This window comes from Bradyrhizobium sp. Mp27 (genome assembly GCF_029953005.1).
Lineage (GTDB): Bacteria > Pseudomonadota > Alphaproteobacteria > Rhizobiales > Xanthobacteraceae > Bradyrhizobium > Bradyrhizobium barranii.
Map to the genome: position 1 here is coordinate 1 of NZ_JASAUS010000053.1, position 22979 is coordinate 22979.

The 22979-nt window shown below is 64.2% G+C and carries 25 protein-coding genes and 1 tRNA gene; 14 read left to right on the forward strand and 12 right to left on the reverse strand.

Annotation, left to right across the window (positions count from 1 at the left end; all coding sequences use genetic code 11):
* Positions 1–231 precede the first annotated feature (231 nt).
* The 9 genes from QJT78_RS24935 to QJT78_RS24975 form a co-directional block, all read right to left on the reverse strand.
* The gene (locus QJT78_RS24935) at positions 232–906 is read right to left on the reverse strand and encodes a HEAT repeat domain-containing protein (protein WP_157790068.1); all 675 of its coding nucleotides are present in this window, start codon (positions 904–906) and stop codon (positions 232–234) included.
* Positions 907–1102: 196 nt separating this feature from the next.
* Positions 1103–1375 carry a DUF1150 domain-containing protein gene (locus tag QJT78_RS24940; protein ID WP_011083553.1) on the reverse strand — a complete coding sequence of 91 codons (273 nt, stop codon included), beginning with the start codon at positions 1373–1375 and terminating at the stop codon, positions 1103–1105.
* Between the two features lie 51 nt (positions 1376–1426).
* Positions 1427–1852 (reverse strand): Hsp20 family protein, encoded by a 426-nt coding sequence (locus QJT78_RS24945; protein ID WP_014438749.1) that lies wholly within the window; start codon positions 1850–1852, stop codon positions 1427–1429.
* 329 nt (positions 1853–2181) lie between these two features.
* Positions 2182–3267, reverse strand: coding sequence for a sn-glycerol-3-phosphate import ATP-binding protein UgpC (locus QJT78_RS24950; RefSeq protein ID WP_028149787.1), 1086 nt, complete (start codon positions 3265–3267; stop codon positions 2182–2184).
* 20 nt (positions 3268–3287) lie between these two features.
* On the reverse strand, positions 3288–4136 hold the full coding sequence (gene ugpE, locus QJT78_RS24955) for a sn-glycerol-3-phosphate ABC transporter permease UgpE (RefSeq protein WP_028149788.1): 849 nt from the start codon (positions 4134–4136) through the stop codon (positions 3288–3290).
* Complete coding sequence (gene ugpA / locus QJT78_RS24960) at positions 4136–5017, reverse strand: sn-glycerol-3-phosphate ABC transporter permease UgpA (RefSeq protein ID WP_028149789.1); 882 nt, start codon at positions 5015–5017, stop codon at positions 4136–4138. Before ugpA ends, ugpE begins: the two co-directional genes overlap by 1 nt.
* A gap of 48 nt (positions 5018–5065) precedes the next feature.
* Positions 5066–6382: a sn-glycerol-3-phosphate ABC transporter substrate-binding protein UgpB gene (gene ugpB / locus QJT78_RS24965; RefSeq protein ID WP_038943555.1), complete on the reverse strand. Its 1317-nt coding sequence runs from the start codon at positions 6380–6382 to the stop codon at positions 5066–5068.
* Positions 6383–6602: 220 nt separating this feature from the next.
* Positions 6603–7805, reverse strand: coding sequence for a CaiB/BaiF CoA-transferase family protein (locus tag QJT78_RS24970; protein ID WP_038943554.1), 1203 nt, complete (start codon positions 7803–7805; stop codon positions 6603–6605).
* Positions 7806–7981: 176 nt separating this feature from the next.
* Entirely contained in the window at positions 7982–8407 is a 426-nt protein-coding gene (locus QJT78_RS24975) for an organic hydroperoxide resistance protein (protein WP_014490914.1), read from the reverse strand.
* 154 nt (positions 8408–8561) lie between these two features.
* On the opposite strand from QJT78_RS24975, the gene QJT78_RS24980 reads away from it, so the two are divergent.
* Complete coding sequence (locus QJT78_RS24980) at positions 8562–9020, forward strand: MarR family transcriptional regulator (RefSeq protein ID WP_028149792.1); 459 nt, start codon at positions 8562–8564, stop codon at positions 9018–9020.
* Between the two features lie 15 nt (positions 9021–9035).
* Here QJT78_RS24980 and QJT78_RS24985 read toward each other — a convergent pair whose 3' ends face one another.
* From QJT78_RS24985 to QJT78_RS24995, 3 genes are all read right to left on the reverse strand, one after another.
* Positions 9036–9278 (reverse strand): GIY-YIG nuclease family protein, encoded by a 243-nt coding sequence (locus tag QJT78_RS24985; protein ID WP_028149793.1) that lies wholly within the window; start codon positions 9276–9278, stop codon positions 9036–9038.
* A 136-nt stretch (positions 9279–9414) separates the two neighbouring features.
* Positions 9415–9490, reverse strand: a tRNA-Ala gene (locus tag QJT78_RS24990).
* Between the two features lie 96 nt (positions 9491–9586).
* Positions 9587–9994: a TIGR02300 family protein gene (locus tag QJT78_RS24995; protein ID WP_028149794.1), complete on the reverse strand. Its 408-nt coding sequence runs from the start codon at positions 9992–9994 to the stop codon at positions 9587–9589.
* A gap of 166 nt (positions 9995–10160) precedes the next feature.
* Between QJT78_RS24995 and aroA the strand changes: the two genes are divergently transcribed.
* The 13 genes from aroA to QJT78_RS25060 all read left to right on the forward strand — a co-directional run bounded on the left by aroA (position 10161) and on the right by QJT78_RS25060 (position 22973).
* Positions 10161–11498 (forward strand): 3-phosphoshikimate 1-carboxyvinyltransferase, encoded by a 1338-nt coding sequence (aroA, locus tag QJT78_RS25000; protein WP_028149795.1) that lies wholly within the window; start codon positions 10161–10163, stop codon positions 11496–11498.
* The gene (gene cmk, locus QJT78_RS25005; protein ID WP_028149796.1) at positions 11495–12133 is read left to right on the forward strand and encodes a (d)CMP kinase; all 639 of its coding nucleotides are present in this window, start codon (positions 11495–11497) and stop codon (positions 12131–12133) included. Before aroA ends, cmk begins: the two co-directional genes overlap by 4 nt.
* 266 nt (positions 12134–12399) lie before the next feature.
* Entirely contained in the window at positions 12400–14103 is a 1704-nt protein-coding gene (rpsA, locus tag QJT78_RS25010) for a 30S ribosomal protein S1 (protein WP_014490919.1), read from the forward strand.
* Between the two features lie 342 nt (positions 14104–14445).
* A complete protein-coding gene (gene sppA / locus QJT78_RS25015) occupies positions 14446–15426 on the forward strand; it encodes a signal peptide peptidase SppA (RefSeq protein WP_028149797.1) in 981 nt (326 codons plus the stop codon).
* A 171-nt stretch (positions 15427–15597) separates the two neighbouring features.
* Positions 15598–15903 carry an integration host factor subunit beta gene (locus QJT78_RS25020; RefSeq protein ID WP_007598410.1) on the forward strand — a complete coding sequence of 102 codons (306 nt, stop codon included), beginning with the start codon at positions 15598–15600 and terminating at the stop codon, positions 15901–15903.
* A 71-nt stretch (positions 15904–15974) separates the two neighbouring features.
* On the forward strand, positions 15975–16367 hold the full coding sequence (locus tag QJT78_RS25025) for a LapA family protein (protein ID WP_028149798.1): 393 nt from the start codon (positions 15975–15977) through the stop codon (positions 16365–16367).
* 66 nt (positions 16368–16433) lie between these two features.
* The gene (locus QJT78_RS25030) at positions 16434–17105 is read left to right on the forward strand and encodes a phosphoribosylanthranilate isomerase (protein WP_028149799.1); all 672 of its coding nucleotides are present in this window, start codon (positions 16434–16436) and stop codon (positions 17103–17105) included.
* A complete protein-coding gene (gene trpB, locus QJT78_RS25035) occupies positions 17102–18319 on the forward strand; it encodes a tryptophan synthase subunit beta (protein ID WP_028149800.1) in 1218 nt (405 codons plus the stop codon). The genes QJT78_RS25030 and trpB overlap by 4 nt, the downstream gene beginning before the upstream one ends.
* Entirely contained in the window at positions 18316–19152 is an 837-nt protein-coding gene (gene trpA, locus QJT78_RS25040) for a tryptophan synthase subunit alpha (RefSeq protein ID WP_028149801.1), read from the forward strand. Before trpB ends, trpA begins: the two co-directional genes overlap by 4 nt.
* Before the next feature lie 112 nt (positions 19153–19264).
* Entirely contained in the window at positions 19265–20206 is a 942-nt protein-coding gene (gene accD / locus QJT78_RS25045) for an acetyl-CoA carboxylase, carboxyltransferase subunit beta (protein ID WP_028149802.1), read from the forward strand.
* On the forward strand, positions 20203–21546 hold the full coding sequence (locus QJT78_RS25050) for a folylpolyglutamate synthase/dihydrofolate synthase family protein (protein WP_028149803.1): 1344 nt from the start codon (positions 20203–20205) through the stop codon (positions 21544–21546). Before accD ends, QJT78_RS25050 begins: the two co-directional genes overlap by 4 nt.
* A 103-nt stretch (positions 21547–21649) precedes the next feature.
* A complete protein-coding gene (locus tag QJT78_RS25055; RefSeq protein ID WP_028149804.1) occupies positions 21650–22390 on the forward strand; it encodes a metallophosphoesterase family protein in 741 nt (246 codons plus the stop codon).
* Positions 22391–22544: 154 nt separating this feature from the next.
* On the forward strand, positions 22545–22973 hold the full coding sequence (locus QJT78_RS25060) for an SRPBCC family protein (RefSeq protein WP_028149805.1): 429 nt from the start codon (positions 22545–22547) through the stop codon (positions 22971–22973).
* Positions 22974–22979 lie beyond the last annotated feature (6 nt).

The window sequence follows — 22979 nt, forward strand, 5'->3', positions numbered from 1 at the left end:
ATAAACGTCCTGCCTGACCGGCTACTGCTGTTCAGCGGCGCTGACGGCGATCATCAGGTGGGGGAGTTTCAAGTGACCATACCCGGGGGATTTTGACCGACCCACGGGGGTGCTGAAGCCGGACATTCGCGCGCGGCTGGCAGGGCGGTCAGGCAGCTAATCAAGGGTGACGGTGCGTCGGCAATACCCGAGCGGTGCAAGACGACGTTCGGTCGATGTGGTCGCCTTCTCCTACTCGCTACCTTCTGAAGCCGGCTTCGCGCGGAGCGAATTGGCAAAATTGACGAGATACTGCCGCCCATCGCGCTGAGCGAGATCGAGATATGACGGCAACGACGGCGAGTTAACCGCGGAAAGTGCGTCGAGCGCGGCCATCCGCTGATATTCATGCTCCGTGCTCCACGCGCGAAGCGCCAGCGTCTCCGACCTTTTCGACCGCCTGCGCGCGAGAGCAAGAAGCGCTCGCCGGCTTACATACTCATCCGCGTCGTGAAAGAATTGCTCCAACAGCGGTTCGACTTCATCGGCGGCAAATTCGTCGCTCCCAAGCGCATCAGCGAGTTGCCACCGGGCATCTCGCTCCGGCGAATGCGGGGCTAACCTCGCCAAAGCCAGCAGATGAGCCGGCTTGGCCATCAACTCGCGCTTGAGTACCTCCACTTCATTGTCGCGAGCAAGGATGTAAAGCAGCAACTCGACGATAGGAGCGCTCCAATGCTGCGGAACGCCCGAATCCAGGAACGCGGCGAAGGCAGTCGTGATCGCGGGCCATTCTCCATAGTCGCATTGCCACTCGCCAGATCTCTGGCCAACAGGGTAGCGATCAGCCCAACGGCGAAATGCCAACACCGCCTCAACGAATCGAGCCTGAGCACCTCCAATGTACGCGATTGGCTCGTCCGTCATGATGGTCTGGTCACGCTTCCATAGCCCGATCCGGCTGATCGAGTAGCCTGAGGATATCGGGCCATAGTACAAAGAAAGCGAGGCGTCCGCTTGGTGCCGCGTCGTGGGATGGCCATAAAAAATGCGCGGGCCGCCCTGGTGTCGAGGCATGCCCGCGCATTTGAATTCGTCAGTCGCGCGCGAGAGCGCGCGCGTGTCAGTGGACGCTCACCGCCTGCAGCTCGTTGCTCCAGGCGTTGGCGACCGCGGCTTCGCGGCTGTCGGTCAGCATGATCGGCGTGCCGTCGGCGGCGTGGAGCGCGAAGAGCTTGAGGCCCGGCGCGATTTTCGGCGCTTCGGGAAACAGGCCCGGCACATCCTCGGAGCGGATCTGCTTCACATAGGCGATATGGCCTTCGCCGAGGGTTGCCAGCGTCTCCGGAGAGACGTTCTTGGCTTCGTATTCGAACGCAACGTGACCTTCACTCATGGTCTCGACTCCATCACAGAAACTAAGCGGTCGAGTCCGCTACTCGTTCCATTATTCGTGCTCATTGATAGCGATTGTCTTAACGATCCTCTCCGGTTCAGGCCGGGCAAGATCGACTGACAGCAGCCCGTTCTTCAGATCCGCTCCCAGCACGAGCATCCCCTCCGCCAGCACGAAGGTGCGCTGGAAGTGGCGCGCGGCGATGCCGCGATGGATGTATTGCCGGGTCTTGTCGTCCTGCTGACGCCCGCGAATCACGAGTTGGTTTTCCTCAATGGTTACATCGAGTTGGTCGCGGGTGAATCCGGCGACCGCCAGCGTGATCCGCAGCCGCTCGGGCTGGCCGTCCGACCGGTCGCACCTCTCGATATTGTAGGGAGGGTAGCCGTCGGCGCCTTTGACGACGCGGTCGAGCACGCGCTCGATCTCGTCGAAGCCCAAAAGGAACGGACTGGAAAGCGTTGGAACACGAGACATAGTTTACAAAGTCCTCTCGAAGCGACTTTGGCATTTCAGGGCCCGGAAGCGGCGCCCCTTGGTCAGCAATATGGTCATAACCCCGTGTCGGTTCAAGGACGTAGCGGGGGGCCTGTGGATGGGCCATGTCGCCGCGCCATGCGCAGATCGTCATGGCCGGGCTTGTCCCGGCCATCCACGGCCCATTCGTCGCGCCAAGAACGTGGATGCCCGGGACAAGCCCGGGCATGACGAATTTCCGAGGCGATTTCTCCAATGAAATCAAACCCCCGGCTACTGTGCATGGGGTTGTTTTTCGCGTTTTTGATCGGCCGGACCCTCGGAACCGGTCAGGCCTCGATCCGCGTCCGTCCGTCGCCGCTGAAAAGGTGCAGCTTCGGCCGTACCGCGGCGACGCGGATCCTCTCACCGATGGCGGGGGCCTCGGTTCCGGGAATGCGGACGATGACCTCGCCGGGCGGCAGCTCGCCGGGGGTGGCGGCGACGCGCTGCTCGTCCTGGGCGCGGGTGCCGTAGACGAAGGTTTCGGCGCCGACGCGCTCGATCGCTTCCACGGTCAGCGGCAGTGCGACGCCACCGGCCGGGGTCTGGTCGGTGATGACGAAATCTTCCGGGCGGATGCCGAGGATGCCGGCCTCGGTCGCGCCGCCGCCGAGCTGCGATTTGATCTCATCGGCGCGCGTCGACATCAGGTTCATCGGCGGTGCCCCGATGAAGGAGGCGACGAAGGTCGTCGCCGGCTTCTCGTAGATCGCCAGCGGATTGCCGAACTGCTCGACCTGGCCGCCGTTCATCACCACGAGAACGTCGGCGAGCGTCATCGCCTCGAGCTGGTCGTGGGTGACGTAGATCGACGTCGTGTTGAGCCGGCGCTGCAATTTGCGGATCTCGACCCGCATCGCGATTCGCAGCTTTGCGTCGAGGTTCGACAGCGGCTCGTCGAACAGAAACACCTTCGGCTGGCGCACGATGGCGCGGCCCATGGCGACGCGCTGGCGCTGGCCGCCGGAGAGCTGACGCGGCTTGCGCTCCAGCATCGGCGTGAGTTCGAGCACGCGCGCGGCCTCGTCGACGCGGGTCTTGACCTCGGTCTCCTTCATGCCGCGGTTGCGCAGGCCGTAGGCCATGTTGTTGAAGACGCTCATATGCGGGTAGAGCGCGTAGTTCTGGAACACCATCGCGATGTCGCGATCGGCGGGCTCGATCTGGTTGACGACGCGGCCGCCGATGTCGATCTCGCCGCCGGTGACGGTCTCGAGACCTGCGACCATGCGCAGCAGCGTGGACTTGCCGCAGCCGGAGGGACCGACCAGCACGCAGAACTGGCCGTCGCCGACATCGACGTTGACGCCCTTGATGGCCTCGAAACCGCCGGGATAGGTCTTGCGGACGTTGCGCAGGGTGACGTTAGCCATGAAAACTCATTCCCAAAAACCTACTTCTCGGTCTCGACCAGGCCGCGCACGAACAATTTCTGCATGGCGACGACGACGAACACCGGCGGCAGCATGGCGAGCACGGCGGTCGCCATCACGATCGGCCATTCGGTCAGCGCATCGGTGGTGGTGATCATCTTGCGGATGCCGACCTGGATGGTCTGCATGTCGTCGCGCGTGGTGATCAGCAGCGGCCAGAGATATTGATTCCAGCCGAGGATGAAGAGGATCACGAACAGCGCCGCCATGTTGGTGCGCGACAGCGGCAGCAGCGTATCCCAGAAGAAGCGCAAGGGGCCGGCGCCGTCGATGCGCGAGGCCTCCAGCAGCTCGTCCGGCACGGTCATGAAGAACTGGCGGAACAGCAGCGTCGCGGTGGCCGACGCGATCAGCGGCAGCGCGAGGCCCGCATAGCTGTCGAGCATGTGCAGATCGGCGACGATCTTGTAGGTCGGGTAGATGCGCACCTCGACCGGCAGCATCAACGTGATGAAGATGATCCAGAAGATCGCCATCCGGAACGGAAAGCGGAAATACACGATCGCATAGGCCGAGATGATCGAGATCGCGATCTTGCCGATGGCGATCGCCAGCGCCATCACCAGCGAGTTCAGCATCATGTTGCCGACGGGCTCGCGGGTGGAGCCGCTCGTGCCGACGAAGATGGTCTGGTAGTAGACCTCGAAGAAGTGCCCGCCCGGCAGCAGCGACATCTGCCCGTTTGCGATCAAGGCGTTGTCCTGGGTCGAGGCGACGATGGCGATGTAGACCGGGAATGCGACGATCGCGATCCCGATCCAGAGAATGGCGTGGGCGACGTAGCGCCGAAAGCCCTCTTCCTCGACCATCAGTAGGTCACCTTGCGTTCGACGAAGCGGAACTGGATTCCCGTCAGCACGATCACCATGACCATCAAGATCACCGACTGTGCCGCGGAGCTGCCGAGATTGCCGCCGAGCAGGCCGTCGGAATAGACCTTGTAGACCAGCGTGACCGTCGACGTGCCTGGACCGCCGCGGGTCATGGTGTCGATGATGCCGAAGGTGTCGAAGAAGGCGTAGACGATGTTGACGACCAGCAGGAAGAAGATCGTGGGCGACAGCAGCGGGAAGGTCACGGTCCAGAACCGGCGCATCGGACGGGCGCCGTCGATCGCGGCGGCCTCGAACACGCTTCGGGGGATGGCTTGCAGGCCGGCGAGGAAGAACAGGAAATTATAGGAGATCTGCTTCCACGCCGCGGCGAGGATGATCAGCCCAGCCGCCTGGTTGCCGTCGAGAAGCGGATTCCAGTCGACGCCCAGGTTGCGCAGATAGCGCGACAGCACGCCAAGCGAGGGATGCAGCATGAAGATCCAGAGCACGCCGACCACGGGCGGCGCCACCGCATAGGGCCAGATCAGCAGCGTGCGGTAGAGCATTGAGCCGCGCAGCGGCTTGTCCGCCATCACGGCGAGCAGCAGCGCGAACGACAGCGACGACACGGCGATGGCGAACGAAAAGACGAACGTACGGACAACCGCCTCAAAATAGGCCGGGTCCTTGAACAGGTCCTGATAATTCTCGAACCAGACGAAGCTTGTCGACAGACCGAAGGCGTCCTGGAGCAGGAAGGATTGGATCACCGCCTGCGCGGCCGGCCAGTAGAAAAATATCAGGACGATCGCGAGCTGCGGCGCAACCAGCGCGTAGGGCAATAGCTTTGATTGGAAAATGGCTTGCTTTTGCATGATGTCAGCTGAGCGGCAGGCCGGCTTACCGGCCTGCCGCTCATCGCCTTACTTGACGGCGGTCTTTTCGAACTGACGCAGCATCGTGTTGCCGCGCTCGACGGCGGCGTCGAGCGCCTGCTTGGCGGTCTTCTTGCCGGCCAGCGCCTGCTCGATCTCTTCCGACCAGACGTCACGGAGCTGAACCATGTTACCGAGACGCAAGCCGCGCGAATTCTCGGTCGGCTCCTTGTTGGTCAGCTCGAGCAGCGGGGTCTCGAGATAGGGCTGATCCTTGTAGAAACCTTCTTCCTTCGCCTTGGCGTAGGCCGCCTTGGTGATCGGCAGATAGCCCGAGGCCTTGTGGATGTAGACTTGGCGATCGGTGTCCGAGAGGAAGGTCAGGAATTTCGCGACGCCCTTGTATTCCTCGGCCGACTTGCCGCCCATGACCCAGAGCGAGGCGCCGCCGATGATCGAGTTCTGCGGCGCGCCCTTGGCGTCCGGATAGTAAGGCATCGGCACGGCGGTGAAGTTGAACTTGGCCTGCGCTTTGACGTTGCCGAAGAACGCCGACGAGGTCAGGTAGATCGGGCATTCGCCGGAGGTGAAGCGGCCTTCGCCGGTGTTGGTGCGGCCGGCATAGTCGTAAGTCTTGGTCTTCTGCAGCTCGACCAGGGTTTCGAGATGCTTGACCTGAAGCGGGCCGTTGAACTCCAGCACGGTGTCGAAACCGTCGAGGCCGTTGGCCTTGCTGGCGAGCGGCACGTTGTGCCAGGCGGAGAGCTGCTCGAGATTGACCCAGGTGACCCAGGAGCCGGAGAAGCCGCAGGTGTCATGACCCGCAGCCTTCAGCTTCTTGGCGGCCTCGAACGTTTCGGGCCAGGTCTTCGGGATCTCGACGTTCGCCTTCTTGAGCTCGTCGAGGTTGACCCACATGACGGTCGACGACGAATTGAACGGGAAGGACAGCATCTCGCCCTTCGAGGTCGAATAGTAGCCGGTGATGGCGGGCAGGTAGATCTTGGGGTCGAACTTCTCGCCGGCCTCGGCCATCAGCTTGTAGACGGGCTTTACGGCGCCGGTGGCGGCCATCATGGTCGCGGTGCCAACTTCGAACACCTGCATGATGTGCGGGGCGTTGCCGGCGCGGAACGCCGCGATGCCGGCGTTCATCGTATCGGGATAGTTGCCCTTGTAGGTCGGGATCACCTTGTAGTCGGTCTGCGAGGCGTTGAAGTCGGTGGCGAGCTTGACGATGACGTCGTTGTTGGCGCCGGTCATCGCGTGCCACCACTGGATTTCGGTCACGGCCAAGGCCGGCGATGCGCCCATGCCGATCGTGATTGCAACTGCGGCAGCCGCCCCAAAGTGTCGAAGAGCCATCAAGTAAACCTCCCTTGGCCGTCAAAAAGAAGCGCTTGCGCTAGCAGCGCCATATGACGTTCACATGACTGTGTAAGCGGGAGAAACGAAAGCAGCAAGCGCGGCCAAAAGGGAAGCCGTCAAATAGGCGAATGCCGAGCGCGCAGCCTCCTCCGTTCGCGGTGCACATGCGTGCCCGCGCCGCAGTGCGGCATTTGCTCGGGTGAGGCGGCGAGGGCGTTTAGCGCTTGCGCTCGGGGCCGCAGACGGTGCCCTTTTCGACCATCGCGTCGATCTCCGATTTGGAGTAGCCGAACTCGCCCAGCACCTCCTGGGAGTGCTGGCTGAATTTCGGCGGCAGGCGGCGCAGGCTCGGCTTGCTGCGATCGAGCCGGATCGGCGAGGCCACGCCCTTGTACCAGTCCTTCTCAATGACATCGCCGCGGGCGATCGTGTGCGCGTTGGTCAAGGCCTGGTCGATCTTCTGCACGGGGCCTGCGGGCAGGCCGGCGGCGAGCAGGCGATTGCACAGCGGCTCGGCCTCGTGCTGGCTGAACACGGCGGCAAGCTCGGCGCGCAGCGCCTCGCGATTGGCGATGCGGTCCTTGTTGCAGGCAAAGCGCGGATCGGTGCCGAGCTCGGGCTTGCCGATCTCCTTGGCGAGCTTGCGGAAGGTGCCGTCATTGCCGACACCGATGAAAATGTCGTCGGTCCTGGTCGGGAAGATCGCGTAAGGCACGAGGTTGGGATGCTCGTTGCCGGTGAGCGACGGCGGCTTGCCGTGCATGAAATAATTCGCGGTGTGCGGATGCATGATGGCAAGGCCGGTCTCGTACAGCGTCGTCTCCAGGAACTGGCCCTGGCCCGAGCGCTGCCGCTCCGACAGCGCCATTAGGATGCCGATCGCCGCATAGAGGCCGGTGGTGATGTCGACCAGCGGCACGCCGATCCGCATCGGACCGCTCTCGGGCGAACCGGTCGCCGCGATCATGCCGGTCATGGCCTGGATAATGGCGTCATAGCCGGGATTGCCGCCGCGCGGTCCGTCGGCGCCGAAGCCGCAGATCCGGCAATGCACGAGGCGCGGGAATTTCTTGCTGAGCACATCGTTGCCGATGCCCCATTTCTCCAGCGTGCCCGGCTTGAAATTCTCGATCAGGACGTCGGCGGTCTCCAGCATCTTCAGCAGCACGACACGGCCGCCCTCGGAGGCGAGGTCGAGGCCGATCGAGCGCTTGTTGCGGTTGATGCCGATGAAATAGGCCGCGTCTTCCTCGTGGAACGGAGGGCCCCAGTCGCGCACCTCGTCGCCGGCGGGCGGCTCGACCTTGATCACGTCGGCGCCGTGGTCGGCGAGGATCTGGGTGCAGTAGGGACCGCCAAGCACGCGCGTGAGATCGATGACGCGCAGTCCGCTCATTGCGCCCAAAACGGCTTCAGTCATGCCTTCGCTTCCCCTGTGTCGATCATTGATCACAGGCCTAGCGAGGTTTTTTTGCGCCAGCAATGGCTTGCTGCGTAGGGCCGCATGCGCCGCCGCCGCGCCATCCCGCAACGTGGCAAATCAGGCGGAAGCGGCCGGCCCGAGGGGGATCTCGGGCCAGCCAATCCGCCGTTTGATCAGACGACCGTCAGGCGAACGTCGACATTGCCGCGCGTGGCATTGGAGTAGGGGCACACCTGGTGGGCCTTCTCGACCAGCGCCTCGGCTTCCGCGCGGGCGAGGCCCGGCAGCGAGACGGCGAGGTCGATGTCGAGACCGAAGCCGCCGGCCGAGCGCGGGCCGATGCCGACGGTGGAGGTGACCGAGGCGTCAGCCGGAACCTTGGGGCCGCCCTGCGAGGCCACGAACTTCATCGCGCCGATGAAGCAGGCGGCATAGCCGGCCGCAAACAGCTGCTCGGGATTGTTGCCGGCGCCGCCTCCGCCGCCGAGTTCCTTCGGGGTGGTGAGCTTGACGTCGAGCGCGCCGTCGAGGGTCGCCGCATGGCCGTCGCGGCCGCCGGTGGCTTTGGCGCTGGTCTTGTACAGGACGTTTACCGACATTTTCGTCTCCTCAGGTCTTCCGGTTGGGGTGGAACCTACATCGCAAACAATTAGATTGCACGCAATTGAAATCTGCATGCCTCACATTTAATTGTTCGCAATTGAATGTACGGCCGCCCGGTCCCAGAATGGAGGAAACCGCGTGAGATTCTCGATGCCCCGGAAATTATCGGCGCTGGACCCGCAGCGCCTCGACAATCAGATCTGCTTCGCGGTCTATTCGGCCGCGCATGCCTTCAACCGCGTCTACAAGCCGCTGCTCGACCGGCTCGGCCTGACTTACCCGCAATATCTGGTGATGCTGGTGCTGTGGGAGCGCGACGACGTGCCGGTCAAGGACATCGGCGAAAAGCTGTTCCTGGATTCGGGCACGCTGACGCCGCTGCTCAAGCGCCTCGAGGCCGCCCACCTCGTCAGGCGCACGCGCTCGCGCGAGGACGAACGCCAGGTGCTGATCGCGCTGACCCCGCAGGGCCACGCCTTGAAGGAAAAAGCGCGCGCCGTGCCGCAATCGATCCTGGCGGCGTCGGACTGCTCGGTGTCGGAGCTGGTCGCGATGAAGGACGAGATCGTGGCGCTGCGGGATCGGTTGAATGCGGTGATCGGGGAGTAGGGGGGGCGCTAGAGGCTAGGACAGCCGCTTCTTCGTGAAGGCGCGGCCGGAGTGGGACTTCAGGTACTTCTCAAATTCGAGCGCTTTGTACTTGTCGGGGAACGCGCAGTACCAGATCAGCTTCCACGGTCTGAACTTGGCGGTATGGGTGGATCTGCCCGCATTGTGCTCCGGAACCCGGCGCTTCAAATCCTCCGTGGCCCCAACGTATTCCCCCTCGGGAAATTCGACGCTGCGGAGGATGTAGACGTACCACATTCACGGATATCGCCTGGGGTCGTTGTTAGGTGGGGGTCTCATCAGTCCGTCTTCGCCCAACGGGCTTCGCCGGACACCACGCTTCGCTCTTCGAGCTCCGCGCGGCTGCGCCACGCGTAGCCCGAAGGGCGAAGCGTGGTGGAGCCAGGCGGGATCGAACCGCCGACCTCTTGCATGCCATGCAAGCGCTCTCCCAGCTGAGCTATGGCCCCTTAGTCTTCCAGTTGGGAGGATCCTGGTGGATCACTCCCGACCGCCGAGCCTGGTGACTCGCGCGGTGCACCCTTTTTCACAGATCAGGGCTGATCTCAAGTCTCTTCATCACCTCCGACATCACCAATGATGTCGGTCACGTCCTCATCGCCCTCTTCTTCGTCGGCGATGAAGGTCGAATCATCGTCATCGTCGTCGTCGATGGTCTCGTCGACCTCGATATCGTCCTCGGATTCGGGCACCACCGCCTTGACCTTGCCGGTGTTCTCCTCGGCATCGGCCTCCTCGAGCGAGACCTCTTCGACCTCTGCCGGCTCCGGCGTGGTGTCGGCGGCCGCTGCGTGGCGGGCTTCGGCGCCACGGGTTGCGCGAGCCGGCGCCACGGGGGCGATCGGCACGACTTCGCCGGTATAGGGCGAGATCACCGGATTCTTGTTGAGGTCATAGAACTTCTTGCCCGTGGTCGGGCAAATACGTTTGGTTCCGAGTTCGGACTTGGCCACGGCAGGAATCCTGGGAATGTCTGAAAAGCGGTGTTTCACTTGGCTAGTTGGCGGCCCGCTGTCAATAGCGCATTACGGGAGAAAGACATGCCCGTGACGGCGGGCAGACCTTGTGGTACCCCGCGAGCCCCGCAGGGATGTTTCGGGCCTATCCAAGGACACAAACTTGACTGATTCCGACAAGCCGACGCCGCTTCAGTCGCGCGCAAGCGGTCCCCTGACCGGGAAAGTACGGGTCCCCGGGGACAAGTCGATCTCCCACCGCGCCCTCATCCTGGGCGCGCTCGCGGTCGGCGAGACCCGGATTTCGGGCCTGCTCGAGGGCGAGGACGTCCTCAACACCGCAAAATCCATGCAGGCGCTGGGCGCCAGGGTCGAGCGCACTGGCGATTTCGCCTGGAAGGTGAACGGCGTGGGCGTCGCAGGCTTCGCCGAGCCCAGGGCGCCGCTTGATTTCGGCAACTCCGGCACCGGCTGCCGGCTCGTCATGGGCGCCGTTGCCGGCTGCCCGATTTCGGCGGTTTTCGACGGCGATGCCTCGCTGCGCAGCCGCCCCATGCGCCGAATCCTCGATCCGCTCGAGAAGATGGGCGCCAAAGTGGTGTCCGGCGGCGAGGGCGGCCGTCTGCCGCTGACCGTCCAGGGCGCGCGAGATCCGCTGCCGATCACCTACAAGACCCCGGTCGCCTCGGCCCAGATCAAATCGGCCGTGCTGCTGGCGGGCCTGGCCGCGCCGGGCACCACCACTGTGATTGAGACTGAGGCCAGCCGCGACCACACCGAGCTGATGCTGAAGCACTTTGGCGCCGACATCACCTCCGCGCAGGAGGGGCAGCACGGCCGCCGCATCACGCTGGTGGGGCAGCCCGAGCTGCACGGCGCCACCGTCGTGGTGCCCGCCGATCCCTCCTCTGCCGCCTTCCCAATCGTTGCCGCGCTGATCGTCGAAGGCTCGGACGTCGTCCTGTCCGACGTCATGACCAATCCGCTGCGCACCGGCCTGTTCACCACGCTGCGCGAAATGGGCGCCTCGATCGAGGAAAGCGAAGTCCGCGGCGATGCCGGCGAGCCGATGGCGCAGCTGCGCGTGCGCGCGTCGAAACTGCGCGGCGTCGAGGTGCCGCGGGAACGCGCGCCCTCGATGATCGACGAATATCTGGTGCTGGCGGTGGCGGCTTCCTTCGCCGAGGGCACGACCATCATGCGCGGCCTCCAGGAGCTGCGCGTCAAGGAATCCGATCGGCTTGAGGCCACCGCCGACATGCTCCGCGTCAACGGCGTCAAGGTCGAGGTCTCCGGCGACGATCTGATCGTCGAGGGCCGCGGCCATGTCCCCGGCGGCGGCACTGTTGCCACGCACATGGATCATCGTATCGCGATGTCCGCGCTGGTGATGGGCTGCGCCTCCGACCAGCCCGTGACCGTCGACGACACCGCCTTCATCGCCACCAGTTTTCCGGACTTCATCCCGATGATGCGTTCGCTTGGGGCCGAGTTTTCATGATCATCGCCATCGACGGGCCCGCAGCCTCGGGCAAGGGGACGCTCGGCAAGCGGCTCGCCCATCATTACGGCTATCGTCATCTCGATACCGGCGTCATTTACCGCGCGGTGGCCTACGCCGTGATGGAATCCGGTCATGATCTCCGGGACGAGGCAGCTGCGGTGCAGGCTGCACTGGAGCTTGATCCCGAAAAGTTCGGCAATCCCGCCCTGAAGACCCAGGAGGCCGGTGAGGGCGCCTCGATCGTCTCGGCGATCCCCAGGGTTCGCGAGGTCCTGCTCAATTTCCAGCGGCAATTCGCCGCCGATCCGCCCGGCGCCGTGCTCGACGGCCGGGATATTGGAACCGTGATCTGCCCCCATGCCGACGTGAAGATCTTCGTTGTGGCCGACCCCAGGGTCCGCGCCCACCGCCGAACCATGGAGGCCAAGGCGAGGGGCGAGGAGGCGGACGAGGCGGCGGTGCTCGCTGACATCATCCGGCGCGACGAGCGCGACAAGAACCGGCCGATTGCGCCCTTGAAACCGGCCCCGGATGCTTACTTGCTAGATAACTCCCAACTGGATATAGAAGGCGGCGTCCGGGCCGCCATCGACATTATCGAGGCCGTCCGAGCGGGCCGGTCGCGGGGTTAAGCCGCCGCCGTCATTGGAGGAAGCGCCCGCTCCCGCTCTTTGAGGTCGATAACCCCGGTCCCCTGTTTGGGCCCGGCGCGATCCAGGCTCCGGACCAAGATTTCCACGTATCGAACGCGCGGGCCTCAGCCGGCCCGTTTCCGCTGCTCCGCTTCCATGCCGGAGCAACGAGCGGTCGCTCGAAGGTCTTGCGGACCTTCCGACACTGCGTGTGCGATGCGCCCATGAACCCAACGGCCGGCACGACTTCCGCAACTGGAGAACAAATGGCTTCGACTTCTGCTGATACCTATAGCCCGTCGCGTGACGATTTCGCCGCGATGCTCGACGAGTCCTTCGCAGGTGGCAACCTGCAGGAAAGCTCCGTCGTCAAGGGCAAGGTGGTTGCAATTGAAAAAGACATGGCCGTCATCGACGTCGGCCTGAAGACCGAGGGCCGCGTCGCCCTGCGCGAATTTTCCGGCCCCGGCCGTGACAGCGAGATCAAGGTCGGCGACGAGGTCGAAGTGTTCCTCGATCGCATCGAGAACGCCCTCGGCGAAGCCGTGCTGTCGCGCGACAAGGCGCGCCGCGAGGAGAGCTGGGGCAAGCTCGAGAAGGCCTTCCAGAACAACGAGAAGGTCAACGGCGTCATCTTCAACCAGGTCAAGGGCGGCTTCACCGTCGACCTCGACGGTGCCGTGGCCTTCCTGCCGCGCTCGCAGGTCGACATCCGTCCGATCCGCGACGTTGCGCCGCTGATGAACAACTCGCAGCCGTTCCAGATCCTCAAGATGGATCGCCGCCGCGGCAACATCGTCGTCTCCCGCCGCACGGTGTTGGAAGAGACCCGCGCCGAGCAGCGCCAGGAGCTGGTGCAGAACCTCGAAGAGGGGCAGGTCATCGACGGCGTGGTCAAGAACATCACCGATTACGGTGCGTTCGTTGATCTCGGCGGTATCGACGGTCTGCTGCACGTCACCGACATCGCGTGGCGCCGCGTCAACCACCCGACCGAGGTGCTCTCGATCGGCCAGACCGTGAAGGTCAAGATCATCAAGATCAACCACGAGACGCACCGCATCTCGCTGGGCATGAAGCAGCTGCTGGACGATCCGTGGCAGGGCATCGAAGCCAAGTACCCGCTGGGTGCCCGCTTCACCGGCCGCGTCACCAACATCACCGACTACGGTGCGTTCGTCGAGCTCGAGCCGGGCATCGAAGGCCTGATCCACGTCTCCGAGATGTCGTGGACCAAGAAGAACATGCACCCCGGCAAGATCGTTTCGACCTCGCAGGAAGTCGAAGTGCAGGTGCTTGAAGTCGATTCCGTCAAGCGCCGCATCTCGCTCGGCCTCAAGCAGACCATGCGCAACCCGTGGGAGGTCTTCGTCGAAGGTCACCCGACCGGTTCGGTGGTCGAGGGCGAAGTCAAGAACAAGACCGAGTTCGGTCTGTTCCTGGGCCTCGAGGGCGACGTCGACGGCATGGTCCATCTCTCCGACCTCGACTGGAAGCTTCCGGGCGAGCAGGTGATCGACAACTACAAGAAGGGCGACGTGGTGAAAGCCGTGGTGCTCGATGTGGACGTCGAGAAGGAGCGTATCTCGCTCGGCATCAAGCAGCTCGAAGGCGACCCCTTCGCCGAGCCGGGCGATGTCAAGAAGGGCGCGGTCGTGACCTGCGAAGTGCTCGAAGTGAAGGAAAGCGGCATCGAGGTGAAGATCACCGGTACCGACTTCTCGACCTTCATCAAGCGTTCGGAGCTCGCCCGTGACCGCAACGACCAGCGCGCCGAGCGCTTCGCCGTCGGCGAGAAGGTCGATGCCCGCGTGATCCAGTTCGACAAGAAGGCCCGCAAGGTCCAGGTGTCGATCAAGGCACTCGAGGTCGCCGAAGAGAAGGAAGCCATCGCGCAGTACGGCTCCTCCGATTCGGGGGCGACGCTCGGTGACATCCTCGGCACCGCGCTCAAGAACCGCGACAAGTAAGCGAAACACCCGTTTCGCAACCATCAAAGCCCCGGCGCGTGCCGGGGCTTTTTTGTTGCGGCATGCTCCGCTGTCGTCCCGGGGCGCGCGAAGCGCGAGCCCGGGACCCATAACCACAGGATCGAGTTTGGTGAAGACTCGTGGTTGCCAACTCGCGCGACAACTTCTCCCTGGGGGTATGGGTCCCCGCGTTCGCGGGGACGACATCTGATGGCTTCGCTACGATCCGGGCTACGCCAGCCTTGTTTTCTTCAAATTACGCCGCAATTGATGTATCCAGATAAGCCAATGGTCACGCTGTGACGGCACAACGCGCCCAGCCTTTCATTTGGAGATATTCCGATGTCGCTCGATTCGGACATCATCGTCGATCGCCGCAGGATTCGTCGCAAGCTGACGTTCTGGCGCGTGATGGCGGCGCTGATCGCGATCGCGGCGATTGCGGGCTTCGCGCTGATCGCAACACCCGGTGCGCGCGGCACGTTCGCATCAGCCGGCTCGATCGCGCGGGTCCAGATCGATGGCCTGATCCGCAGCGACTCCGATCGTACCCAGGCGCTGGAGCGACTGGAGAACTCGCAGGCCGCCGCCGTCATCATTCACATCAACTCGCCGGGTGGCACCACCGCCGGCTCCGAGCAGCTTTATGACTCGCTTGTACGGCTGAAGGCGAAGAAGCCGCTCGTCGTCGTGGTCGAAGGCCTCGCCGCGTCCGGCGGTTACATCACCGCGATTGCGAGCGACCACATCATTGCCCAGCAGAGCTCGCTGGTCGGTTCGATCGGCGTGCTGTTCCAGTTTCCCAACGTCACGGAGCTGCTGAAGACCGTCGGTGTGAAGGTCGAGGAGGTCAAATCCTCGCCGCTGAAGGCCGCGCCGAACGGTTTTGAGCCGACCAGCCCCGAGGCCCGCGCCGCGCTCGATGCGCTGGTGAAGGATTCCTATGCCTGGTTCAAGGGATTGGTGAAGGAGCGGCGTGGCATGGATGACACGCAGCTCGAAAAAGTCGCCGATGGCCGCGTCTTCACCGGACGCCAGGCGATCGATCTCAAGCTGATCGATCAGCTCGGCGACGAGAAGACCGCCGTGACTTGGCTGGTCGAGCAGAAGGGCGTCAAGAAGGGCCTCACCGTCCGCGATTACAAGCTCCAGCCCCGCTTTGGCGATCTGCCGTTCCTCAAAACGGCTGCTGTCGTCACGCTGGAAGCGCTTGGTTTAGGCTCGATTGCGCATCAGATCGGGCAAACCGGCGTCGCGCAGGCCGTCGATCGGCTCGGAATGGATGGAATGCTGGCCCTGTGGCAGCCGGCTGCGTCAAATTGATGGAACCGGGCGAGCCTCAGAGGCTTTTCCCGTCTGGCGGGTGGCGGGGCAGCCCGCTTTTTCGGCATTTGTCACGCATTTTCCCGACGCTCAACCTTCATTTAGCGTCTTGACAGATCACAGTATTTTCACGGAAATGGTCATCCGCACGCTTCCGGGTCCTATCTCTCGATGATCAAATCCGAACTTGTTCAGCGTATCGCCGAGCACAACCCGCATCTGTACCAGCGGGATGTCGAGAACATTGTGAATGCGATTCTCGAAGAGATCGTAGCGGCTCTCGCGCGCGGTGATCGCGTCGAGTTGCGCGGCTTCGGTGCCTTCTCGGTCAAGCATCGCCCTGCGCGCGCAGGGCGCAATCCGCGCACCGGCGCCCATGTGCCCGTCGATCAGAAGAGCGTTCCGTTCTTCAAGACCGGCAAGGAAATGCGCGAACGGCTGAACCGCGACCATCCGGATCCAGGCGCGCCAGACTGAGACCGGCGTCAGGGTTTTCCGCGGTCGCGAGAGAAGCGGCCGGAAGCTTGATTCAAGGCGAGCGAAGCGAGATGCGAAAGTTCCTGACCGCGCTGATCGTGATTCCGCTGGGCCTGATCCTGGTGACCTTCGCGGTCGCCAACCGGCATTTCGTCACGGTCTCTTTCGACCCCTTCATTACGAACGACCCGTCATTCTCGGTGACGTTGCCGCTGTTCCTGCTCCTCAACGTGGTGGCGGCCCTCGGGGTCCTTGCGGGCGGCTGCGCGGTCTGGCTCGGCCAGCGGCACTGGCGGCGCGCGGCGCGCCGGAATGATGCGGATGCACGGGCTGCCAGGACCGAATTGGCCGATCTGCGGGCCCAGGCGGCCGCAGCGAAGCCCCAGCCCCAGCGCCTCCCCGTTCCCTCCGGGGTCGGCCTTTACGGGCCCATCGGGCGAGACAAGCAGCGCGCGACGTTGTAGAAGCGGCCGCAACCGAAAACCCGGTTTTCCGGCCGCAGACCCGCGGCCTTCACCTGCTTTGAGACCATGTCCCTGCTCGTCAAAATCTGCGGCCTGTCCACGGGCGAGACGCTCGAAACAGCGCTCGACGCCGGCGCCGACATGGTGGGGTTCGTGTTCTTTCCGCCGTCGCCGCGGCACGTCTCTCTGGAGCTTGGCCGCGACCTCGGACGCCAGGTGAAGCGGCGCGCGCTCAAGGTCGCGCTCACGGTCGATGCCGACGACGCCACGCTCGACAACATCATGGACGCGCTGTCGCCGGATATCCTTCAGCTCCACGGCAAGGAGAGCGTCGCACGCCTGCGCGACATCAAGCAGCGGTTCGGCCGCCCGGTGATGAAAGCGGTGCCGGTCGCAACCGCCGCCGATCTCGCCGTGCTGCCCGGCTACGCAGAGGTTGCCGATCGCATCCTGTTCGACGCGCGTGCGCCAAAGGACGCGACCCGTCCGGGCGGCCTCGGCGCGGCCTTCGATTGGCGTTTGCTCGAAAACCTGGAACTCAAGCTGCCGTATATGGTCTCGGGCGGACTTGATGCCCACAACGTCGCCGAGGCTCTTCGGGTCACGCGCGCCGGCGGCGTCGACGTTTCCTCCGGTGTCGAGAGCGCCTCCGGCGTCAAGGATCCCGAGATGATCAAGGCCTTCATTCGCGCCGCGCGCGCCACCCAAGATGCAAGTCAAGAGTTGAGCGTTCGATGAACATCGCCAAACCAAATTCCTACCGCAGCGGTCCGGACGAGCGCGGGCACTTCGGCATTTTCGGCGGCCGCTTCGTCGCCGAAACCCTGATGCCGCTGATCCTCGACCTAGAGAAGGCCTACACGGCGGCCAAGGCCGATCCGGCCTTCCAGGCCGAGATGAACGGCTACCTCAAGAACTATGTCGGCCGGCCCTCGCCGCTCTATTTCGCCGAGCGCCTCACCGAGCATCTCGGCGGCGCCAAGATCTACCTCAAGCGCGAAGAGCTCAACCACACCGGTTCGCACAAGGTGAACAATGTGCTCGGCCAGATCATGCTGGCGCGGCGCATGGGCAAGAAGCGCATCATCGCCGAGACCGGCGCCGGTCAGCACGGCGTCGCCACCGCGACGCTGTGCGCGCGCTTCGGCCTCGAATGCGTGGTCTATATGGGCGCCGTCGACGTCGAGCGGCAGCAGCCCAACGTCATCCGCATGGAGATGCTGGGCGCAACCGTGGTCCCGGTGCAGTCGGGCACGCGCACGCTGAAGGATGCCATGAACGAGGCGCTGCGCGACTGGGTCACCAACGTGCACAACACGTTCTACTGCATCGGCACGGTGGCGGGCCCGCATCCCTATCCGACGCTGGTGCGCGACTTCCAGTCGATCATCGGCAACGAGACCAAGACGCAGATGCAGGAGGTCGAGGGACGCCTGCCGGATTCGCTGGTCGCCTGCATCGGCGGCGGCTCAAACGCGATGGGCCTGTTCCATCCGTTCCTCGACGATCCCTCCGTCGAAATCTTTGGCGTCGAAGCCGCCGGCCATGGGCTCACGCAACTGCATGCGGCCTCGATCGCGGGCGGCCGTCCCGGCGTGCTGCACGGCAACCGCACCTATCTCTTGATGGATGCGGACGGCCAGATCCAGGACGCGCATTCGATCTCCGCCGGCCTCGACTATCCCGGCATCGGTCCCGAGCATTCCTGGCTGCACGAGATCGGCCGCGTCAACTATCTCTCGGCGACCGATGACGAGGCGCTCGCAGCATTCCAATTGCTGTCGCGACTGGAAGGCATCATCCCCGCGCTCGAGCCCGCGCATGCCATCGCCAAGGTGATGGAGCTCGCGCCGAAGCGGCCGAGAGATCACCTGATGGTCGTCAATCTCTCCGGCCGCGGCGACAAGGACGTCCCGCAGGTCGGCGACATCCTGAGGGGCAAGAGCAAGTGACCACGCGTATCGACACCCGTTTCGCCGAGCTGAAGAAAGCGGGCCGCTCGGCCTTCGTCACCTATGTGATGGCCGGCGATCCCGATCTCACGACGTCGCTCGATATCGTCAAGGCGCTGCCCAAGGCAGGCGCCGATGTCATCGAACTCGGCATTCCCTTCACCGATCCGATGGCGGATGGTCCCTCGATTCAGGCTGCAGGTCTGCGCGCGCTCAAGAACGGCATGACCTTGAAGAAGACGCTGGAACTGGTGCGCGACTTCCGCAAGGACGACAACGTCACGCCGCTGGTGCTGATGGGCTATTACAATCCGATCTACATTTACAGCGTCGACAAGTTTTTGGCTGATGCCAAGACGGCCGGCGTTGACGGCCTGATCATCGTCGATTTGCCGCCGGAGGAAGACGACGAGCTCTGCATTCCCGCGCTGAAGGCGGGCCTGAACTTCATTCGCCTCGCGACCCCGACCACCGACGACAAGCGCCTGCCCGCGGTGCTCGCGAACACATCAGGCTTTGTCTACTACGTCTCTATCGCCGGCATCACCGGTGCCGCGGCGGCGGACGCGAATGCCGTCGGTGAAGCTGTCGCGCGCATCAAGCGGCATACCAAGCTGCCGATCTGCGTTGGTTTTGGCATCCGCACGCCGGAGGCGGCGCGCGCCATTGCCGAGAAGGCTGATGGTTCGGTGGTCGGCACGGCACTGGTCGATGCACTCAAGAACAGCCTCGATGCCGAGGGTCGCGCGACCGCCAAAACCGTTAACGCCGTGGCCGAGCTGACGGCGGCCCTGGCCCAGGGCGTCAAGGGCGCGAAAGCTGCGGCCGAATAGGCCATAATTCCGCTTTGGGGACGGGCGAACACGGCGGCTTGCCGGGCAGAGGCCCGGCCGCCATATATCCTTCTGGCGGCCCTTCCGCGGGGCTCGCACATCGGAGCAAACCATGAACTGGCTTACCAATGTGGTCCGGCCGAAGATCCGCAACATGCTGCGGCGGGAGACGCCGGAGAATCTGTGGATCAAGTGCCCGGATTCCGGACAGCTCGTGTTCTACAAGGACGTCGAGGCTAACCAGTTCGTCATCCCCGGCTCGAACTACCACATGCGCATGGGCGCGGTGGCGCGTCTGAAGTCGATCTTCGACAACGAGACCTGGTACGATGTCGCGCTGCCCGACGTCACGCCCGATCCGCTCAAGTTCCGTGACGAGAAAAAGTACGTCGACCGCATCAAGGATGCGCGCGCTCGCACCAATCTGAACGATGCGATCAAGGTCGGCTACGGCAAGCTCGAAGGCGCCGCCGTCGTCGTCGCCGTGCAGGATTTCGATTTCATGGGCGGCTCGCTCGGCATGGCCGCGGGCGAAGCCATCGTGCGCGGGCTGGAGCTCGCCGTCGAGAAGAAGTCGCCGTTCATCGTGTTCGCCGCATCGGGCGGGGCGCGCATGCAGGAAGGCATCCTGTCGCTGATGCAGATGCCGCGCACCACGGTCGCGGTGCAGATGCTGCGCGAGGCGAAACAGCCTTATATCGTCGTGCTGACCAACCCGACCACCGGCGGCGTCACCGCGTCCTATGCGATGCTGGGCGACGTGCAGATCGCCGAGCCCGGCGCGCTGATCGGCTTCGCCGGCGCGCGCGTGATCGAGCAGACCATCCGCGAGAAATTGCCGGAAGGCTTCCAGCGCGCCGAATATCTGAAGGATCACGGCATGGTCGACATGGTCGTGCACCGTCACGAGCTGCGCCCGACCCTGGCGCGGCTCTGCCGCCTGCTGACCAAGGCACCGGCGCAGGAAGGCGCATCGAAATCGGTGCAACCGGTCGTCAGTCCGGCGCAGATCGTCTCGGCCGCCGAGACGGCGCCGGCCGCGCCGCACGCGTGAACGCGTCCTCTGACAGCGCAAAGCCGCCGCTCGGTGAATTGATCGGGCGGCTGTCGGCCCTGCACCAGAAGCGTATCGATCTCGGGCTTGAGCGGATGCACCGCTTGCTCGAGCGGCTCGGTCACCCCGAACGCAAGCTGCCGCCGGTGATCCACATCGCCGGCACCAACGGCAAGGGCTCGACGCTCGCCTATCTGCGCGCGACGCTGGAGGCCGCGGGCCTGCGGGTCCATGCCTACACCTCGCCCTATCTCGTCCGCATCAACGAATGCTTCCGGCTCGGTCGCGTCGGCGGCGGGGTGCTGGTCGGCGACGATGAATTGCGCGTGGCGCTGGAAGAGGTCGAGCGGGTCAATGCCGGCGAAGCCGCGACCGTGTTCGAGCTGAAGACGGCGGCTGCGTTTCATCTGTTCGCGCAGAACCCGGCCGATGTCGTGCTGCTCGAAGTCGGCCTTGGCGGCCGGCTCGATTCGACCAATGTGATCGATACGCCGGCGGCGTGCGTGATCACACCGATCAGCATGGATCATATGGATTTCCTCGGCGATACGCTGACCTCCATCGCCGGCGAGAAGGCCGCGATCATCAAGCGCGGCGTGCCCGTGATCTGCGCCGAGCAGACAGGCGAGGCGATGGCCGTGATCGAGGCGGAGGCCAGGCGCATGCGCGCGCCGCTGTTCGCCGCGGGCGAGAGCTGGCACGTCAATGTCGAGCACGGGCGTCTGGTCTATTCCGACGATCGCGGCCTGATGGATCTGGCGGCGCCGCGCCTGTTCGGCCGCCACCAGTTCGACAATGCGGGCCTTGCGATCGCGACGCTGCGCGCGATCCCGAGTTTCAAGGTCAACCAGGCGGCCTTCGAGGCCGGCATCGTCGGCGCCGAATGGCCGGCGCGGATGCAGCGCATCACCTCGGGCGAGCTGCTCGCGCTCGGACCGCAGGGCTCGGAGATCTGGCTCGACGGTGGCCACAATGCCGAAGGCGGCCGCGTCGCGGCGGCTGCGCTCGGCGATCTCGAGGAGCGGGTGTCGCGTCCGCTGGTCGTGATCGCGGGCATGATGGCCAACAAGGACGCGCAAGGTTTTCTCGCCAATTTCGCCGGCCTGACCCGTCACATCATCGCGGTGCCGATCCCCGACACCGAAAATGCAATGCCGGTCGACCGCCTCGCGGATGCCGCACGCAGCCTCGGCATGCGCGTCGAGACCGCGCCCGGGATCGAAGCCGCGCTGCGCGGCTTGGCGAAGCTCGCCTACGAGGTGCCGCCGCGCATCCTGATCGCCGGCTCGCTTTATCTTGCCGGCCACGTGCTGGGTATCAACGGCACGCCTCCTGCATAGAGGTTGCGTAGCCCGGATGGAGCGAAGCGCAATCCGGGAATCGTGCCACAAACGATCAAGGCCCCGGATTACGCTTCGCTCCATCCGAGCTACAGGAATCTCAATGCGTTTTGCCGCGATTGCCGACGTCCACGGAAACCATCTCGCGCTGGAGGCGGTGCTTGCCGACATCCGCGCGCATGATGTCACCGACATCGTCAATCTCGGCGACATGCTGAGCGGCCCGCTCGATGCGCGCCGGACCATCGAGATCCTGATGCAGCTCGACGCCGTGCACGTGCTCGGCAATCACGACCGCTACCTGCTCGACCGCCCGCCGGAAAAGATGGGCTCGTGGGACCGTCCGGCCCATGCAGCGCTCAACGCCGCGCAACTCGACTGGCTGCGCGCGCAGCCGATGACGCGGGTGTTTCGCGAGCAGGTCTTCCTCTGCCACGCGACGCCTGATGACGACGAGGTCTATTGGCTCGACACCGTGCATCCCGACGGCACGGTGGCGCTCTCGCCGCTCGACCGCATCGAGCAGTTCGCGCAAGGCATCACGCAATCGCTGATCCTCTGCGCGCACACCCATCTTGCCCGCGCGGTGCGGTTGCGCGACGGCCGGCTGATCGTCAATCCCGGCAGCGTCGGCAGCCCCGGCTATCGCGATGTGCATCCATTCCCGCATGTCGTCGAAGCCGGCACGCCGCACGCGCGTTATGCGATCCTTGAGCTCGTTGACGGTGTTTGGCAGGTGACGTTCCGGCACGTCGCATATGACCACGAGGCGATGGCCGCGCTCGCGCGCCGCAACAATCAGCCGGATCTGGCAAATGCGCTGGCGACCGGCTGGATCAAGTAGACGGCTCTGTAGCCCGGATGGAGCGAAGCGCAATCCGGGAATCTTGCCAAAAGCGATGGCCGCCCCGGATTACGCTGCGCTCCATCCGGGCTACGGTTGGACTTCTTGAGAAGTGCGCTCATTATCGGCGTACATAACAAAGAGGGAGCGCGCCATGGATGACGGAGATGTCTGGCGACACGAATATGCTGTCGAGACGTCCGCAACCGCAGGGACGATCTGGAGCATCTTCCGCGATGTCCCCGGCTGGAAAAGCTGGAATGCAGGCATCGAGCAGATCGACATCGACGGGCCGTTTGCGACCGGCACCTGGTTCACGATGAAGCCGCCCGGCGAGGAGGCGCTGCGTTCGCAACTGATCGATGTGCGCGAGAACGTCTGCTTCGTCGACGAAACGCGGGTCGGCGATCTCGTCATCAAGGTCGCCCACCGCATCGAATCCCTTGGGGCAGGGCGCACGCGCATCATTTACGCCGTCGACGCGCGAGGGCCGCAAGCGTCCGAGATCGGTCCGGCTGTCGCATCGGACTTTCCCGATGTTCTCGCCAGTCTCGCCAAACTCGCCGAAACGAGATCGGCGTGATTGCCG

Excerpts from the sequence above, each read along its gene's own strand:
- QJT78_RS24935 (WP_157790068.1), bottom strand. The coding sequence starts at position 906 with ATGACGGACGAGCCAATCGCGTACATTGGAGGTGCTCAGGCTCGATTC.
- QJT78_RS24940 (WP_011083553.1), bottom strand. The coding sequence starts at position 1,375 with ATGAGTGAAGGTCACGTTGCGTTCGAATACGAAGCCAAGAACGTCTCT.
- QJT78_RS24945 (WP_014438749.1), bottom strand. The coding sequence starts at position 1,852 with ATGTCTCGTGTTCCAACGCTTTCCAGTCCGTTCCTTTTGGGCTTCGAC.
- QJT78_RS24950 (WP_028149787.1), bottom strand. The coding sequence starts at position 3,267 with ATGGCTAACGTCACCCTGCGCAACGTCCGCAAGACCTATCCCGGCGGT.
- ugpE (WP_028149788.1), bottom strand. The coding sequence starts at position 4,136 with ATGGTCGAGGAAGAGGGCTTTCGGCGCTACGTCGCCCACGCCATTCTC.
- ugpA (WP_028149789.1), bottom strand. The coding sequence starts at position 5,017 with ATGCAAAAGCAAGCCATTTTCCAATCAAAGCTATTGCCCTACGCGCTG.
- ugpB (WP_038943555.1), bottom strand. The coding sequence starts at position 6,382 with ATGGCTCTTCGACACTTTGGGGCGGCTGCCGCAGTTGCAATCACGATC.
- QJT78_RS24970 (WP_038943554.1), bottom strand. The coding sequence starts at position 7,805 with ATGACTGAAGCCGTTTTGGGCGCAATGAGCGGACTGCGCGTCATCGAT.
- QJT78_RS24975 (WP_014490914.1), bottom strand. The coding sequence starts at position 8,407 with ATGTCGGTAAACGTCCTGTACAAGACCAGCGCCAAAGCCACCGGCGGC.
- QJT78_RS24980 (WP_028149792.1), top strand. The coding sequence starts at position 8,562 with ATGCCCCGGAAATTATCGGCGCTGGACCCGCAGCGCCTCGACAATCAG.
- QJT78_RS24985 (WP_028149793.1), bottom strand. The coding sequence starts at position 9,278 with ATGTGGTACGTCTACATCCTCCGCAGCGTCGAATTTCCCGAGGGGGAA.
- cmk (WP_028149796.1), top strand. The coding sequence starts at position 11,495 with ATGATCATCGCCATCGACGGGCCCGCAGCCTCGGGCAAGGGGACGCTC.
- rpsA (WP_014490919.1), top strand. The coding sequence starts at position 12,400 with ATGGCTTCGACTTCTGCTGATACCTATAGCCCGTCGCGTGACGATTTC.
- sppA (WP_028149797.1), top strand. The coding sequence starts at position 14,446 with ATGTCGCTCGATTCGGACATCATCGTCGATCGCCGCAGGATTCGTCGC.
- QJT78_RS25020 (WP_007598410.1), top strand. The coding sequence starts at position 15,598 with ATGATCAAATCCGAACTTGTTCAGCGTATCGCCGAGCACAACCCGCAT.
- QJT78_RS25025 (WP_028149798.1), top strand. The coding sequence starts at position 15,975 with ATGCGAAAGTTCCTGACCGCGCTGATCGTGATTCCGCTGGGCCTGATC.
- QJT78_RS25030 (WP_028149799.1), top strand. The coding sequence starts at position 16,434 with ATGTCCCTGCTCGTCAAAATCTGCGGCCTGTCCACGGGCGAGACGCTC.
- trpB (WP_028149800.1), top strand. The coding sequence starts at position 17,102 with ATGAACATCGCCAAACCAAATTCCTACCGCAGCGGTCCGGACGAGCGC.
- accD (WP_028149802.1), top strand. The coding sequence starts at position 19,265 with ATGAACTGGCTTACCAATGTGGTCCGGCCGAAGATCCGCAACATGCTG.
- QJT78_RS25055 (WP_028149804.1), top strand. The coding sequence starts at position 21,650 with ATGCGTTTTGCCGCGATTGCCGACGTCCACGGAAACCATCTCGCGCTG.
- QJT78_RS25060 (WP_028149805.1), top strand. The coding sequence starts at position 22,545 with ATGGATGACGGAGATGTCTGGCGACACGAATATGCTGTCGAGACGTCC.